The 16,138-nt window shown below is 65.1% G+C and carries 14 protein-coding genes; 6 read left to right on the forward strand and 8 right to left on the reverse strand.

The genetic code is table 11. The annotated features are described in order from the left end of the window. Positions 1-114 precede the first annotated feature (114 nt). The 5 genes from EOA32_RS09455 to EOA32_RS09475 form a co-directional block, all read right to left on the reverse strand. Positions 115-696: a TetR/AcrR family transcriptional regulator gene (locus tag EOA32_RS09455; protein WP_245499222.1), complete on the reverse strand. Its 582-nt coding sequence runs from the start codon at positions 694-696 to the stop codon at positions 115-117. 133 nt (positions 697-829) lie between these two features. Next, the gene (locus EOA32_RS09460; protein WP_128371571.1) at positions 830-1,354 is read right to left on the reverse strand and encodes a hypothetical protein; all 525 of its coding nucleotides are present in this window, start codon (positions 1,352-1,354) and stop codon (positions 830-832) included. Beyond that, positions 1,347-4,226 (reverse strand): sarcosine oxidase subunit alpha family protein, encoded by a 2,880-nt coding sequence (locus EOA32_RS09465; RefSeq protein ID WP_128371572.1) that lies wholly within the window; start codon positions 4,224-4,226, stop codon positions 1,347-1,349. The genes EOA32_RS09460 and EOA32_RS09465 overlap by 8 nt, the downstream gene beginning before the upstream one ends. Next, positions 4,223-4,492 carry a sarcosine oxidase subunit delta gene (locus EOA32_RS09470; protein WP_128371573.1) on the reverse strand — a complete coding sequence of 90 codons (270 nt, stop codon included), beginning with the start codon at positions 4,490-4,492 and terminating at the stop codon, positions 4,223-4,225. Before EOA32_RS09470 ends, EOA32_RS09465 begins: the two co-directional genes overlap by 4 nt. Before the next feature lie 13 nt (positions 4,493-4,505). Next, positions 4,506-5,759 (reverse strand): sarcosine oxidase subunit beta family protein, encoded by a 1,254-nt coding sequence (locus tag EOA32_RS09475; RefSeq protein WP_128371574.1) that lies wholly within the window; start codon positions 5,757-5,759, stop codon positions 4,506-4,508. 355 nt (positions 5,760-6,114) lie between these two features. On the opposite strand from EOA32_RS09475, the gene EOA32_RS09480 reads away from it, so the two are divergent. The 3 genes from EOA32_RS09480 to EOA32_RS09490 all read left to right on the forward strand — a co-directional run bounded on the left by EOA32_RS09480 (position 6,115) and on the right by EOA32_RS09490 (position 8,114). After that, positions 6,115-6,555 (forward strand): hypothetical protein, encoded by a 441-nt coding sequence (locus EOA32_RS09480; protein ID WP_128371575.1) that lies wholly within the window; start codon positions 6,115-6,117, stop codon positions 6,553-6,555. 9 nt (positions 6,556-6,564) lie between these two features. Next, positions 6,565-7,149 carry a hypothetical protein gene (locus tag EOA32_RS09485; RefSeq protein WP_245499223.1) on the forward strand — a complete coding sequence of 195 codons (585 nt, stop codon included), beginning with the start codon at positions 6,565-6,567 and terminating at the stop codon, positions 7,147-7,149. A gap of 200 nt (positions 7,150-7,349) precedes the next feature. After that, on the forward strand, positions 7,350-8,114 hold the full coding sequence (locus EOA32_RS09490) for a pseudouridine synthase (protein WP_128371577.1): 765 nt from the start codon (positions 7,350-7,352) through the stop codon (positions 8,112-8,114). 12 nt (positions 8,115-8,126) lie between these two features. Here the strand turns inward: EOA32_RS09490 and EOA32_RS09495 are convergent, their stop codons facing one another. Together EOA32_RS09495 and EOA32_RS09500 are read right to left on the reverse strand one after the other, a co-directional pair. Beyond that, positions 8,127-8,708 carry a histidine phosphatase family protein gene (locus EOA32_RS09495; protein ID WP_095832190.1) on the reverse strand — a complete coding sequence of 194 codons (582 nt, stop codon included), beginning with the start codon at positions 8,706-8,708 and terminating at the stop codon, positions 8,127-8,129. 196 nt (positions 8,709-8,904) lie between these two features. After that, on the reverse strand, positions 8,905-10,239 hold the full coding sequence (locus EOA32_RS09500) for a dicarboxylate/amino acid:cation symporter (RefSeq protein WP_128371578.1): 1,335 nt from the start codon (positions 10,237-10,239) through the stop codon (positions 8,905-8,907). 234 nt (positions 10,240-10,473) lie between these two features. On the opposite strand from EOA32_RS09500, the gene EOA32_RS09505 reads away from it, so the two are divergent. The 3 genes from EOA32_RS09505 to EOA32_RS09515 all read left to right on the forward strand — a co-directional run bounded on the left by EOA32_RS09505 (position 10,474) and on the right by EOA32_RS09515 (position 14,191). After that, positions 10,474-12,339 (forward strand): sensor histidine kinase, encoded by a 1,866-nt coding sequence (locus tag EOA32_RS09505; protein WP_128371579.1) that lies wholly within the window; start codon positions 10,474-10,476, stop codon positions 12,337-12,339. Further along, a complete protein-coding gene (locus EOA32_RS09510; RefSeq protein ID WP_128371580.1) occupies positions 12,336-13,724 on the forward strand; it encodes a sigma-54 dependent transcriptional regulator in 1,389 nt (462 codons plus the stop codon). The genes EOA32_RS09505 and EOA32_RS09510 overlap by 4 nt, the downstream gene beginning before the upstream one ends. Before the next feature lie 212 nt (positions 13,725-13,936). Beyond that, positions 13,937-14,191 (forward strand): hypothetical protein, encoded by a 255-nt coding sequence (locus EOA32_RS09515; protein WP_170950361.1) that lies wholly within the window; start codon positions 13,937-13,939, stop codon positions 14,189-14,191. Here the strand turns inward: EOA32_RS09515 and ggt are convergent, their stop codons facing one another. Then, complete coding sequence (ggt, locus tag EOA32_RS09520) at positions 14,192-15,931, reverse strand: gamma-glutamyltransferase (RefSeq protein WP_128371581.1); 1,740 nt, start codon at positions 15,929-15,931, stop codon at positions 14,192-14,194. It lies immediately after the preceding gene. Between the last annotated feature and the right edge of the window lie 207 nt (positions 15,932-16,138).

A 16,138-nucleotide genomic window follows, 5' to 3' on the forward strand; every position in this document is an offset into this window, starting at 1 on the left:
GTCGAAGGTGGAAGCGGTCATCAGGAAGACGATTTCCGATCTCGCAGCGCTGAAACGTGTTTGAGAAACGTTTGCAGGTGACGGCGCTGCGGACCGCCGAGCAGTCGGCCATGGTCAACTGCCGGTTCGCACCCGCACCTTTTCGGTGAAGGCCTCCACCTCGCCCTGGCGAGGTTGCTTGCCGGTGTGCGTGAGCAGGTAGGCCGGCGTCAGAGACAGACGGTTGCTCACCGGCTCGACGATCTCGAGCGAGTAATAGCCGATCTGCGTGAAGTACAGCACGCGCGCCCGCACGAAGGCTTCCGTGTCTGTGTAACCGTGCCGCAAAAACATCGCCCGGATGGCATCGACCCGCGCATTGTCTTCCTCGTTCACGATACGATGGACCTTGGCGGACTGGCGCGACCAGGCACGCACGGCGAAGTCCAAGCGCGGATTGAACAGCCTCTCATCCAGCCAGCACTCGAAGACATTGAGCACGGCCTCAGTTATCGACGCGGCGGGCCGGCCGGCCTGCTCGAGGATGAAACGGGTGTTGTTGTTGCGCCAATAGTCGAGAAGCTGATCGAGCAGGTCCTGACGGCTCTTGAAATACCAGTAGAAACTGGAACGGGAGACGTTCAGCTTCTGCCCGAGCGCGAGGACGCGCACCGCCTCCACGCCTTCGGAGATCAGCGTCTCCAGCGCGAGCTTCATCCAGTCCTCGCGCGTCACCTTGGTGTTGCCGATCAGACCGGACCGTCGCACGACTGCCTCTGCACTGGAATCCGAAAGCATCTCGGGCTGGCCAGGTTTGAATGCCGGCTAGATAGACCTGAAACCGCCCCCGCTACAATACTTGCACCTGTTCGAGCCACTCCCAAAGATACGGGGCAAGGCCCCGGTCGACGTGCACACGCGCCCGATCGGGGTTGCCGAACCGGTAGAAGAGAACGCCGGCGCCGGCAAAAAGGATCGAAGCCGAGGGACTTGCCTGCCTCGGATCGAGCGCCGTTCCCATGGCGACCAGACCGGCCAATCCCGGCCCTTTGATCTCGAACACATGCAGTCCGGCATCCATGACCGTGACCGCGAACCCGGCCGCGTGCCAGCCAGCCGTGACGGGTAATGGCCGTTCGCTTACGGCGAGAATGCGATCGCACGCGATGCGCACCATGTATTTGTCGCCGTTGGCAACCGCGCCGGCTCCGACCCCTTCCCCCGCGAGACCCGAAGCCTGCGCCCAAGCCGTCAGGTCGCCGCTGACCAGAAGCTGGTTCAGACCGTCCAATGTGCGCACGCTGATCCTGTCCGTGTTCAGGACCGCGGTGGTCCAGTCGGGCGATGGGGGCCATTTTTCGGCAAGATTACGCATGCAGGCGGCTCCCTTCCGGATCGAAGGCGCAGGGCGCGACGATGGTGGCCCGGCGCAGGACGCCGAGGTGCTGAACGTCGATCGTTTGGCCATGCCGTGCGGCACCCCGTTCGATGAGCGCCAGAGCGACGGGGCGGCCCAGGGTCGGGCTTTGATAGCTGGAGGTGACGAAGCCGATGCTTCGGAGCCGGCCGCCGCTTTTCTCCACACCATGCGCGCCGGTCGCCAGCGGCGCCTCGCCTTCGGCGACAGCCAGGCCGACAAGCTGATTGCGATCGGTTCGGCTCGCCGCTTCGGTGAAAAGCGAGCGCCGGCCGACGAACTCACCTGTACGCTTGGTCCGCGGTCCCGCGACGCCGAGGTCGTGCGGCATGACGTTGGCGTCGGTGTCCTTGCCGATGACGATGAAGCCCTTCTCGGCGCGCAGGATCATCAGGGATTCAAGCCCGAGCAGCACGGCGTCGAACGCGCGGCCTTCCTGCTGCATTCTTGCCCAGAGCGCCTCGGCCCGGTCGGCGCGGATGGAGATCTCGTAGCTTCGGTCGCCGGTGAAGGAGACCCGGGCAATGCGCACCGCGTCGCCGGCAAAGCGGCCGGCGGTAACCGCCATGTGCGGCAGGCTGGCATCGTCCAGCGCAGCACCCAGATCGAGCGCCTCTATCAGGCCGCGCGCTTTCGGACCCGAAATCGTCAAGGTGGCGTATTGCGCGGTGGCGTTGTGGATATAGACCGCATCGCGGCCGAAACGATCCTGCCGCCATTCTTCGAGACGCGCGTGGACAGCGGCGACATGCGACGACGAGCAGGAGACGATGAAGCGGTGCTCGTCGAGACGAACCAGCACACCGTCATCGAAGACGACGCCATTTTCCGACAGCATGAAACCGTAGCGGCAATGGCCGGGTTTGAGGGTCGACATGGTGTTGTAATAGATGAAGTCGACGAATTCGGCCGCGCGTGGACCGATCACCTCGATCTTGCCGAGCGTCGAGCCGTCGAAGAGCGCAAGGGACTGCCGGGCGCGCCGCGCTTCCTCCTGGATCGTGGCTCCGGCTTCGCCGCTTCCGTAATAGGCCGGCCTCAGCCAGCCGCCATATTCCTGGAACACTCCGCCTGCTGCGCGATGGTTTGCCTCTAGCGGCAGGCGACGGACCGGGGCGTGCATGCTGCCCCGACGCGCTCCCGCCAGGCTGGCGAACGGCACAGGCGTGAAAGGCGGCCGGTAGGTGGTGGTGCCGACATCCGAGATGGCGCGGCCGGCAACCGCGGCCAGCAGCGCCAGACCGTTCAGGTTCGACGTCTTGCCCTGGTCGGTCGCCATGCCAAGGGTCGTATAGCGCTTCAGGTGCTCGACGGAAACAAAATTCTCCCGCGCCGCCAGTTCGACGTCCTTGGCGGTGACGTCGCTCTGGTAGTCGATCCAGACGCGGCCCTTGGCTTTGGGCTTCGGCCACAGGCTGACGACGCCAAGCGTTCTTTCCTCGCCAGTGCTGCGAGGTGCCGGCGGCGCCGAGCCGAACCCGCCGAGGGCCGCCAGGCCGCTGGCCAAGGTTTCGGAAAGCGAGACCGTGCCGGCGACGGCGCCGGCTACGCCGATCCCCTCGATCGCTTCTGCGGGAATGAAAGCCGACAGTTGATCGCTCCAGGCGAGCTTGCCTTTTGCCTGCGAGAACAGATGCACGGTGGGTGTCCAGCCGCCCGAGAGGAGCAGGCAATCGGCCGCAAGGGCGGTACCGTCGTCGAGCAGAACACCCTGAACGGCGTTGCGGCCGCGCGCCGCTGCAATGGCGCGTCCGGCGAGGGCCCGAATACCAGCCTTGGCCTGCACGCTACCCTCACGCCGGCAATCAACCACCGTCACCGAAGCGCCGGCCGCAGCCAGCGCCGAGGCCGGCTCGTAGGCGCTGTCATTGTTGGTTGCGACCACGATCTGCCGGCCGACAAGGACGCCATGCCTGCGCAGGTAGCTCAACGCCGCGTCAGCGGAGAGTATGCCCGGAAGGTCGTTGTTGGCGAACGGGACCGGCCGCTCGATCGCGCCCGTCGCCAGCACGATGAGGCGCGGGCGCACGCGCCACAGCGTGTCGGGTCGGCCGTCGCGGTGAAGCTGGTTGAGAGCGACCAGATTGTGATCATATAGGCCGAAGGCGGTCGTATCGCTGAGCACGAGATGCCCACTGCTCTTCAGCCGGGCCACCGTCGCATCGATCCATGCCGCACCCTTGACACCGTCGACTTCGCCTGCACGGTGGCGCAGCGACCCGCCGGGATGCGTCCGCTCGTCGACCAGCACGACCGAGTGCCCGGCTGCCGCCGCTCCGGTTGCCGCGGCGAGGCCGGCCGGTCCGGCGCCGACCACCAGGACGTCGCAATGGTGATTTATCTGGTCCGAGACGTGACGCGGCTTCCAATTGCGGTCGACGACGCCGAGCCCGGCCATGGCGCGGATGCGCGGCTCGAACAGGTGCCAGTCCGGCCACATGAAGGTCTTGTAGTAGAATGCGGCGGGCAGGAAACGGGCAAGGCGGTCCAGCACCGCGTTGCGGTCGGCCAGCGCCGTCGGCGACGCGTTGACGCTCTTGACCATGAGGCCGTCCCGCGCCGGCACGGTCGTTGCCCGCGCATTCGGCACGCGGCCGCCGGCGCTCTCGACATCGACCAGCGCGTTGGGCTCCTCCACGCCGGATCCCCAGATGCCACGCGGCCGATGATATTTGAAGCTGCGGCCGACGATCGCCCGGCCGCTCGCCAGCAAGGCAGACGCGATCGTGTCGCCGGCAAAGCCGTCGACGCGCGTGCCGTCGAAAGTGAAGCTCAGCGGACGGGCCCGATCGATGTCGCTGCCGCCATTGGCAAGACGCGAAGCGCTCATGCGCCATGCTCCGCGTCGCCGAGCACGGAGGAACCCGACACCTTGTGATTGACGCTGTCGCGGCTCATCGCAAAGAACTCGCCGCAGGTCAGGTGCATCCAGATCTCGCGAGTCGGCCCCTTCGGGTTGTCGCGCATATGGAGATAGCCGGCCCAGCGCTCGGCCGTTACGTCCCCGCCGTCGGGCCGCAAATTGCCGGCCTCGCCGCCATAGTGAAATTCGCTTTCTTCGCGCGGCCCGCAGAACGGACAGGGAAAGAGCTGCATCTTTTCTACACCTTCAATGGGCAATGCCGGAGCCGGCAGCCTCGTCGATCAGGCGGCCGCGGGCGAAGCGGTCGAGATCGAAAGGACGGCTGATGTCGTGGTGCCTGCCGGTGGCAAGCAAATGGGCGAGCAGCGTGCCGCCGGCGGGAATCGCCTTGAAGCCGCCCGTGCCCCAGCCGCAATTGAGGAAAAGCCCGGGCAGCGGCGATTCGCCGATGATGGGCGAGGAATCGGGGACGACGTCGACGATGCCTGCCCATTGCCGCATCATCTTCAACTGGCCGAAGATCGGGAACATTTCGAGCATGCCTGCGATCACGCCTTCCAGCACCGGCAAGTTGCCGCGCTGGCCATAGGACGGGATGCGGTCGAGCGCGCCGCCGATCACCAGTTCGCCCTTGTCCGATTGGCTGACATAGACGCCCGTATCCGGCGAGATCACCACCGTGTCGATGATCGGCTTGACCGGCTCGGACACGCAGGCCTGCAGCGCATAGGAATTGACCGGCAGCCGGAATCCCGCCTTCGCCGCCAGCACCGAGGAGTGGCCGGCCACCGCCATCCCCGTACGCTCTGCCCGGATTGCGCCGCGCGATGTGACGACCCCGCGGCAGCGCCCGTTCTCGATGATAAAGTCGCTGATCTCGCAGTTCTGAATGATGTCGACGCCGAGACGGCTGGCGGCGCGCGCATAGCCCCAGGCGACAGCGTCATGACGGGCCGTGCCGCCGCTCGGCTGCCAGGTGCCGCCATAGACGGGGTAGCGGGCATCCGGGCCGAAATTGTAGATCGGCACCACCCGGCGGACGTCCTCGACCGAGAACAATTCGCAATCGATGCCGTTGACCTGGATGGCGTTGACGGACCGGGCAGCGGTTTCCATTCCCGCTTCGCTATGCGCGAGGGTGAGAATGCCGCGCGCGGAAAACATCACATTGTAGTTCAGATCCTTCGACAGCCTCTTATAGAGACTATGCGCCAGTCCGTAGATCGCCGCGCTTTCCGGGTAGAAGTAATTTGAGCGGACCACGGTTGTGTTGCGGCCGGTGTTGCCGCCGCCGATCCAGCCTTTCTCGAGCAGCGCCACATTGGTGACCCCGTGGTTCTTTGCGAGATAGTAAGCCGTGGCGAGGCCGTGGCCGCCACCGCCGATGATGATGGCGTCGTAACGCGGTTTGGGCTCCGGCGAGCGCCAGGCCTTCTCCCAGCCCGTCTGGCCGGCGACGCCTTCCTTGAATAGCGAAAGCGCTGAATAGTGCCTTGTCATGCGCTCAGGCCCGCATCACGTGAGCGATAGTGCAACGGGCCAAGAAACCTCGAGACGCCATATCGGCGGCGCAGTACCGAACCGGCGCAATCAACTCGCCCCGTCCTCGAAAGTCCATAACCCATCCCGTTCTGCCGCGGTTCGACAAAGTCGTCCACCTTCGCGCGGGGCGAACTTAGCTTGAATGGACACCTGTGTCCATTGGGCAATCGGGACCGCGGGTCGTACGAGCGCGGTATCGGCTATCTAAGCCAAGTGAAATGCATTTGCGCGTGTCAGGCGCATGGCGGATTTCATTTGCTTGGTGATCCTCCTCCCATGGGGCAAACTCCCCGCCGGGCTGTCAGGAGGAGAAATGAGAGCACGCGCAGCGACGGTCGGAGATCTCGAGGATGTTTTCCGCGGCCTGTCCAAGCGAATGTCGGACGAGTACCTGGCGGCCGGCAAGGACAGCAAGGCCGCCTACGACAATCTGATGATGAACCTGAAGGAAGGCCGGGCCCATGCGCTGGTCGAGGGCGAGCAGGCCGTCGCCTTTATCGCCTGGCATGAGCATGGCGCCGCGGCCGACACGCTGTTTGCCGCGCAGGAGGACTTCTTCAGAGCGGCAACCGTTCGCTTCTGCAGGCGTCACATCCGCCACATCCAGGCGCTCGCCGGCAACCTGCCCGTGCATTCGCGCAGCTGGCTCGATGGACCGGACGTCGCAAAATGGTTTCGGCTCATCGGCTATGTCGAGCGGGGACAGGAGAATGGCGCCACCCTGTTCGAACTGCCGCCGGCGCCCAATGGCTGACACGGGTTATTGGCGCAGCGGCTTGCACCGCGCAGCAATTGGCGGGATGGTGTGGAAGGCAGCCGGGGGCGCTGGCAGGCCGGAGATGCATGGCTGCTGGAAATCAAAATGGTGCGCGCTTGTTTGGCCCTTGTCGCCCTTGTTGCCCTTGCGAGGCCAACAGAAGCAGGCGAGCGAGCGGCTCCTCTCTTCGACCGCTCCGATCTGGCGTCCGCGTATTCGGGTGAGTCCGACCTCGTAACCGCATATACGACCGGGATGGCCCGGTACCGTCTTCAGCTCATGGCGCGTACCGGCACCGCCAATCTCGCCGCCCCTCTCGAACCTTTGGCCCTGCGGCCGGAATTTCGCCAGCGGACATGGCGCTCGGCCGATGGCAGCCTGCTGCAGGGCTTCGCCGGCAAAGGCGGCTTCCGGCTGACTGTCGGCAACTGCCTTGCCCGCCTCTGCGCGGCCAGCGAATGCAGCGAGGCCGGCTGGCCGGTCTATGCCTGCAGCGACGGCCATAAGCGCAAGATGTCGGTGAAGAGCTTTGTGACGGCAACCTTCGACGGCCTCCCTTACCGGCGGTTGAGCGCTCCGCCGGAACCGTGATTTGATTGCGGTCGGCGACTGGATCGACACCACAGGAGCCCTTCAGCCAGTTGATGAGAAGCATGGCGCGCGGATCGCCGGCGGCGGTGAGCACCAGGATCAGTGCGTCGAGGAGGGCCGCCGGCGCGACGCCGGCTTCTCTAGTCGACATTCACCGGTCAGGTTGCGCCGGCGTGGCCCGGCATGGCATCTGTCGGCCGATGACACGCAAGCCCCTACGACAGCTTCCCGAATTCCCGCGACGACCGGTCGCTGGAAAAGTCAGCCTCAACCGAGCGCTCTCGAAGCTAGGATTCTGCTCGCGCAAGCAGGCCGAGCTGATGATCGCCGAAGGACGCGTGCGCGTTGCCGGCAAGGTGGCGCGCGATCCGTCGCTGCGCGTCGATCCGGATCGCGACCGCATCGCAGTCGATGGCGCACAGGTCGCCGCGGAACGAAAAGTGTATCTGATGCTCAACAAGCCGCGCGGGCTGGTCACCACGCGCGACGACCCCGACGGGCGCGGCACGGTCTATGACTGCCTTGCCGATCTCGACCTGCCCTTCGTGTCGCCGGTCGGCCGTCTCGACAAAGCGAGCGAAGGTCTGCTGTTGATGACCAACGACACGCGCTGGGCGAACGGCTTCCTCGATCCTGCCTCGCATGTCGCCAAGACCTATCATGTGCAGATTGCTTCCGTGCCCGACGAGAAGATGCTCGAGCGGTTCCGCCAAGGCGCTGTCGTCGACGGGGAATTGCTGACGGCGAGCTCGATCGCGCTCTTGCGCAGCGGCGGGCGCACGGCCTGGCTGGAGATAGTCCTCGACGAAGGCCGCAACCGCCAGATCCGCCGCATGCTCGGCGCCTTCGACATCGGCGTGCTCAGGCTGGTACGGGTGGCGATCGGGCGGCTGCAGTTGGGTGATCTCGCGAAGGGCAAGGCGCGGCATTTGACGGCCGAGGAGCTGGCGATACTTGCCGCTTGACAGGGGCCGGAACTACTTTTGGTTCCAGCGGCGGATGACCGGCTCGGTCAGGTCGTGCTCGTAGCCGAGGATGCTGAGGCTCGCGGTATCGAGGACGAAATGTTCGCCGCCTTCCGGCGGCAGGCCGATCCAGCACGCCGCAAGCACGCGCAGGAAATGCGAGCTCGAGAAGATGAGCACATTGCCGGCCACCGTCCGGATTTCGGCCACGATCGCATTGGCCCTGGCGCCGACATCGGCTGCCGTCTCGCCGCCCGGGCAGCCGTCGCGAAACAACTGCCAGCCCGGACGTCCGGCAAGGATTTCCTTCGTTGTCACGCCTTCATAGGCGCCATAATCCCATTCCTGCAGGTCGGCCTTCTTGAGCGCGCGCTCGCCGAAGCCGGCCAGCCGGCAGGTGTCGAAGGCGCGAAGCGACGGGCTCGACCAGACCGCCTGGAAGCTCTGGTCCTTGAGGCGGTCGGCGACGCCGCCTGCGGCCTGTTCGCCTTTCGCGGTCAACGGAATGTCGGTGCGGCCGGTATGCTTTCCCGATGCGCTCCATTCCGTCTCGCCATGGCGGACAAGGTAGATCTCGGGAAACGCGCTGCTCATCCGCCGGCCCTCACGCTTGGATGCACCGGCAAGAATGCCGGCCCGCGCCACCCTATGCGGCGTCCGACAAAAAGAACAGGCCGCGGCGGAGCCACGGCCTGTTTCGGCTTGGGTGGATGCTCTTTGTCTGTGCAACTCCGGATCGAAGGCTACGGTGAAGTCACCGAGGCAATTTTCCGGGAATTGTTTCGATCGCTCAGGCCGGCTGCAGGCCACCTGAGAGCGCGAGGTCTGCCTCCTCCGGCATCTGGCCGGCCATGGCGGCGGCGAACTGCTTCTGGTCGAGCTCGCCTTCCCAGCGCGCCACGAGGATGGTCGCGACGGCATTGCCGACGAAGTTGGTGAGCGCGCGACACTCCGACATGAAGCGGTCCACGCCGAGGATCAGCGCCATGCCGGCAACCGGCACCGAAGGCACGACCGAAAGCGTGGCCGCCAAGGTGATGAAGCCGGCGCCGGTGATGCCGGCGGCACCCTTGGAGCTCAGCATGGCAACGAGCAGCAGCAGGATCTGGTCGCCGAAGGTGAGCGGCGTATCGGTCGCCTGGGCGATGAACAGCGCTGCCAGCGTCATGTAGATGTTGGTGCCGTCGAGGTTGAAAGAATAGCCGGTCGGGATGACAAGACCGACCACCGAGCGATTGCAGCCGGCGCGCTCCATCTTGGCCATCAGGCCGGGAAGTGCTGCCTCCGACGAGGAAGTGCCGAGCACCAGGAGCAGCTCTTCCTTGATGTAGCGGATCAGCGCGAGGATGGAGAAGCCGTTGTACCATGCCACCGCGCCCAGCACGATCAGCACGAAGAGCAGCGACGTCAGGTAAAAGGTGCCGATCAGGAAGGCGAGATTGGCGATCGCGCCGATGCCGTATTTGCCGACGGTGAAGGCCATGGCGCCGAAGGCGCCGATGGGCGCAGCCTTCATCAGGATGGCGACGAGGCGGAAGATCGGCGCCGTCAGCGCCTGCAGGAAGTCGACCACCGGACGAGCGCGCTCGCCGACCAAAGCGAGAGCGACGCCGAACAGCACCGAGAAGAACAACACCTGCAGGATGTCGCCCTGGGCGAAGGCGCCGGTTATGGTGTCGGGGATGATGTTCAGCAGGAAGCCGACGATCGTCGTATCATGGGCCTTCTCGGTGAAGGTCGAGACCTTCGAGGCGTCGAGCGTCGCCGGATTGATGTGCATGCCGGCGCCGGGCTGGACGACATTTGACACGATCAGGCCAACGATGAGCGCCAGTGTCGAGAAGACGAGGAAATAGATCATCGCCTTGCCGGCGACCCGGCCGACCTTGTGCAGGTCGGAGACGCCGGCGATGCCGGTCGCGACGGTGAGGAAGATCACTGGCGCGATCACCATCTTGACCAGCTTGATGAAGGCATCGCCGAGCGGCTTCAACGAGGCGCCGATGTCAGGATAGAAATGGCCGAGCAGGATGCCGGCGGCGATCGCCGCCAGGACCTGCACGTAAAGATGCCGATAAAAGGGAACTTTGCCGCGCGGTTCCGCGGCAGCGATTGCCGTCTGCATGATGTCCTCCGTTCGGCCCCGATCGAGAAGCTCGACCTCCCGGGGCAGTTGACCTTCACAGCCTCGCGGCTGCTGCGGATGCATTTGCAACGGCCGTGCCAGATTGCGCCTTGAGGCGTCGAGCATTGATTTTGTTTGGTTTTCTGACGCAACGCGCTTTGCCATTCGACAGCGCAGTGCGGCGATCCGCATAGCTCGAATTGTGCTTTGTGCGAAATCATGCACAAATGGGCGATGCTGCAACGCCCCGCCGCTGCCCTCGCTTCGACGCCCGAACTGCTCGCCGGGCGGGCGCGGCGCGCCTGGCTGCTGTTCGCGGCGGTGGCGCTTCTCATCGTCTTTGCAGCCCTTTATGGCGCCGGCCTCTACGGGCGCTCGACCGAGATCGAGGCGCTGTCGGCGCAAGGGCGGACCGACGCCAATCTCAAGGTGGCACTGCTGCGCGCGGTGCTCGAAAATCCGCGCGCGCTGCCGCTGCTTCTGTCCGAAGACCAGCAGGTGCATGACGCGCTCGCCGAGCGCAGCCCCGCCTCGATCGACGTGCTCAACCGCAAGCTCGAAGGGCTGGTTTCCGGCACCAAGGCCTCGGTGCTTTACGTCACCGGCCCGGACGGGCTGGCCATCGCTTCCAGCAACTGGCGCGAGCCGGTAAGCTTTGTCGGCAATGACTACGGTTTTCGCGCTTATTTCTCCGGCGCCATGCAATCCGGCACGGCCGAGTATTTCGCGCTCGGCAATGTCAGCAAGCGCCCGGGCCTCTACATTTCGCGCCGTGTCGGGAGTGCGGCGGCCCCGCTCGGCGTCGTCGTGGTCAAGATGGAGTTCGACCAGCTCGAAGCCGACTGGCACGAGGCGAACCGCCCGGCCTATGTCAGCGACGAGCATGGGGTGGTGCTGATCACCAGCGTGCCCTCCTGGCGCTTCATGACGACGGCGCCGCTGGCCGCTCCAGTCGCGGCCGACATTCGCGCCAGCCAGCAGTTCGGCGAGGCTCCGCTGGTGCCGTTGCCCATCACGAGGCCGCAACCACTGAGCCCCGATGTCGCGTTGGTGCACGCCATCACGCCCGGCGGCAGCGACGCGGAGTATCTGCGGCTATCCACCGCCGTGCCGTCGACGCCCTGGCGCCTCGACTATCTCGTGCCGGCGGAAGCGCCGATCGCGGCGGCGCAGCGCGAAATGCGTTTGTTGGCCCTCGGCGTCCTTGTCCCGCTGCTCGCTTTGGCCGCCCATCTGTTGTGGCGCCGGCACTCCGCGCAGATGCGGATCGCCGCCGAGCAGGCGGCGCGCGCCGAACTCGAACGGCGCGTCGTCGAGCGCACGCAGGACCTCAGCCTCGCGCGCGACCGGCTGCAGGCCGAGATCGCCGACCACCGCAGCACCGAAGCCAAGCTGCAGGTCATGCAGCAGGAACTGGTGCAGGCCAACCGCCTGGCGACGCTCGGCCAGGTTGCCGCGGGCGTCGCGCATGAGATCAACCAGCCGGTGGCGACCATCCGCGCCTATGCCGACAATGCGCGCGTTTTCCTGGAACGCAAGCAGACGGCGCCGGCGGAGGAAAATCTCGGCGCCATCGCTGCGCTTACAGAACGCATCGGCTCCATCACCGAGGAGCTGAAAGCTTTCGCCCGCAAGGGTCGCACCGCCGCCGAGCCGGTCGAATTGCGCAGCGTCATCGAAGGCGCCGTGGTGCTGCTCAGGAGCCGCTTTGCCGGCCGGCTGGACGCGCTGGCGATCACGCTGCCACCGGCGACGCTGAAAGTGATGGGCAACCGGCTACGGCTGGAGCAGGTGCTGATCAACCTGTTCCAGAACGCGCTGGAAGCGCTCGACGGTCGTGACGGTGCTCGGGTCGAAGTGTCCGTTGCGGAAACCGCCGACGGCGTCGCGCTGATCGTATCCGATAACGGACCGGGCATTCCGCCGGCGATCCTGAAATCGCTGTTCACGCCTTTCAATACCTCGAAGGAAAAGGGCCTGGGGCTCGGGCTCGTCATCTCGAAGGACATCGTCGCCGACTATGGCGGGCGCATCGAGGTGACGAGCAACGGGAGCGGCACCCGCTTCACCATCCATCTCTCGAAGGCTGACCCGAGATGACAGACGGCAATCCGGTCATCCTGATCGATGACGATAGCGACCTGCTCAAGGCGACGAAGCAAACGCTCGAACTCGCCGGTTTTGCCGTGTCTGCCTTTTCCTCGGGAAGCGAGGCACTCGCCGGCCTCGATGCCGGCTTTGCCGGCGTCTTGGTGTCAGACATCCGCATGCCCGAAATGGACGGCCTGCAGCTTTTCGACCTCGTGGTCGACCTTGACCCGGATATCCCCGTCATCCTCGTCACCGGGCACGGCGATATCGCCATGGCGGTAAAGGCGATCAAGGACGGCGTCTATGACTTCATCACCAAGCCCTTCGCCGCCGACCGGCTGGCGCAAAGTGTATGGCGCGCCGCGGAAAAGCGCCGTCTTGTTATGGAGAACCGCGCCTTGCGCGAAGCGGCCGAGCAGGCGCAGGAAGGCCTTCCGCTGATCGGCCAGACACCGGCTATGGAGCGGCTGCGCCGCACGCTGAGACAGATCGCCGACACCGATGTCGATGTGCTGGTTACCGGCGAGACAGGCTCGGGCAAGGAGGTGGTGGCGAGCCTGCTGCATCGCTGGAGCCGCCGCGCCAAGGGCAATTTCGTCGCGCTCAATTGCGGCACGTTGCCGGAGACGGTGATCGAAAGCGAGTTGTTCGGTCATGAGGCCGGCGCCTTCACCGGCGCGCAGAAGAAGCGCGTCGGCCGCATCGAGCATTCGAGCGGCGGCACGCTGTTCCTCGACGAGATCGAAAGCATGCCGCCCTCCACTCAGGTGCAGATGCTGCGCGTGCTCGAAATGCGCGAGGTGACGCCACTCGGCACCAACGAAATCCGGCCCGTCGACCTGCGCGTCGTTGCCGCCGCCAAGGTCGATCTCGGCGATCCCGGCCAGCGCGGCAATTTCCGCGAAGACCTCTATTATCGGCTCAATGTGGTGACGCTTTCGATCCCGCCGCTGCGCGAGCGCCGGGACGACGTGCCGCTGCTGTTCGGGTACTTCGCCGAGCGCGCCGCCGCCCGCTTTCATCGCCAGGTGCCCGCGGCGCCGGCCGCCGTCCAGCGCCATCTGCGCGAACACGACTGGCCCGGCAATGTCCGCGAGCTCGCCCATTTTGCCGAGCGCTTCGTGCTCGGACTGGAAGAGATCGGCAGCAGCCCCGCCGCTCAGCCGACAGATCTGGACGTATCGATGCCCTTGCCGGAACGGCTGGAGCGCTACGAGGCCGAGATCATCCGCGAGACACTTGGCCGCAATGGCGGCGATGTCCGGCGTACGATCGAGGCGCTCGGCATTCCGCGCAAGACCTTCTACGACAAGCTGCAGCGGCACGGCATCGTGCGCAGCGATTTTTCCAGAGAGATCAAGCTTGTGGAACCCGATCGAAGCCCCCGGCGTTGAGGCTATCCAGGAAACCGTGGCACGTTGGCACCAGCCGGGTGGCGAACGAATGATGGCGGTGGCGTTGCCGGTTGCACTTGGCAAGCGTTGATGGTTTGTTGCCGCTCAGCGGAGAACGAATGATGCGCGAATCCCTCGGTCAAGACGAATACGGCTCGGCCAGCCCCTTTGATCCGGACGATCTGCCGAATCTCAACGCCATGGGACCGGCGATGGGCAGCGGCAATGATTTCGAGAAATATGCCGTTGCCGTCATCATCGTGTTCGGCGCGCTGATCATCGGCGGCCTGATGGCCGCCTCGATGACCTTCGGCCACCGCAACGGCTTCCTGTTTGCGTTGGGCGGCGCCACTTCGGCCTGGATTTCGGGCAACGCGCTGCTGATTGACCGGCCGCGCATTTATGCGCTGTTCGTCGGCATCGCGGCGGTGCTGCTGATTGCCTCGACCATCACCCTTGTCGTGTAGTCAGTAGCCCAGCGCCTCGCCGGAAGCGGCGCGGCTGTCGATGGCTCCGTTGTAGCGGGCGCCGCCACCTTTCTCGATCTCCGCCAGGCTCTTGCCGCCGACAAGGATGCCGGCCGCCTGGCCCCAGGTCTGGTCGCTGAGATCGAGATGATAGCCCATGCCGGCAAGCAGCCTTTCGGTGTCGGGAGAAAGCCCGAAAGGCTCGACATAGACGGTGTCGGGCAGCCATTGATGGTGGATGCGCGGGGCGTCGATCGCCTCCTGAATGTTCATGCCGTGGTCGATGACGTTGACGATCGCCTCCAGCGTGATGGTGATGATGCGCGAGCCACCAGGGCTGCCGATGACCATGAACGGCTTGCCGTCCTTGACAACCACGGTCGGGCTCATCGAGGACAGCGGCGTCTTCTTCGGCTGGATCGCGTTGGCCTCCCCCTGGACCAGTCCGTAGAGGTTGGGCACGCCGGGCTTCTGGGTGAAATCGTCCATTTCGTTGTTGAGCAGGATGCCGGTGCCGTCGGCGACGACACCGGCGCCAAAGGAACCATTGAGCGTATAGGTGACGGCTACCGCGTTGCCGTCCTTGTCGATGATAGAATAATGGGTGGTTTCCTTCGACTCGCCGAAGCCCTTGGGCATCAAGTCCTTCGAGACGCCGGCGCGGAACGGATCGATCTTGTCGCGGATGTCCTTGGCATAGCCCTTGTCGAGCAGTTTCGAGACCGGATTTTCGACGAAATCCGGATCGCCGAGCGCCGAATTGCGGTCGACATAGGCATGACGCATGGCCTCGACCATGACGTGGACGGTCTCGGCCGAGCCGGCTCCGAGATAGGACAGCGGATAGCCTTCGAGCACATTGAGGATTTCGCAGATGATGACGCCGCCCGAACTCGGCGGCGGCGAGGAGATGATGTCGTAGCCGCGATAGGAACAGGTCACCGGCTTCAGCTCGCGCACTGCGTATTGCTCGAAATCGCCTTTGGCGAGGATGCCGCCCTTGGCGCCGCTCGCCTTGACGATCGCGTCGGCAATCGGCCCCTTGTAGAAGGCATCGGGGCCTTTCTCGGAGATCGCCGAGAGCGAGGCCGCAAGGTCCGACTGAACTAGCTTCTCGCCGATGCCATAGGGCTTCCCGTCTTTTTTCAGAAAAATAGCGGCCGCTGCCGGATCCTTGGCCAGCCGGTCGGCGCCGCCGGCGAAGGAGGCCGCGTCGCCCTGGTTGAGGACGAAGCCGTCCTTGGCATAGCCGATCGCCGGGGCCATGAGATCCTGTCTGGACAAGGTCCCGTATCTCTCGCGCGCCATCTCGAAGCCGGCCACCGAACCAGGCACGCCGACGGCGAGATAACCGTCGAGGCTGGCACCTTTGATCGGCTTGCCCTCCTTATCGAGATACATCGTCTTGGTCGCCGCAAGGGGCGCGCGCTCGCGGAAATCGATGAAGGTCGAACGGCCGTCCTTCAAGCGGATGGTCATGAAACCGCCGCCGCCGATATTGCCGGCATTCGGATAGACGACGGCCAGCGCATAGCCGACGGCGACCGCCGCATCGACGGCGTTGCCGCCCTTCTTCAGCACGTCGACGCCGACTTCGGTGGCGAGATGCTGGGCGGTCACCACCATGCCGTGCTCGCCCTTGGCGGGAGCCGGCGAAGCCGCAAAAACGGCGGCCGATGGTGTGAAGGCAACAGTGAGCGCAAAGCTGACGGCGATCAGCGTCCGGCGGGTGAGATGCATGGTGGGTCTCCAAGGCGGGGGGACACCCAGGAAAGACCGTTGGAGCGCGTTAGTCCAATAACAATTGGAGTAGCATTGGGCAGAGCCCCTCACCTGCCCCCCGAATTGCGAAGGGCAATTCGGGGCAGTCCGACCTCTTCCCGCGGGGGAAGGATCTCGTCAGCGCCGACGCCAACCTCTTCTGCCTTGGGAGAAAGGCGGCCGCGA

This window comes from Mesorhizobium sp. M1A.F.Ca.ET.072.01.1.1 (genome assembly GCF_004023325.1).
GTDB lineage: Bacteria > Pseudomonadota > Alphaproteobacteria > Rhizobiales > Rhizobiaceae > Mesorhizobium.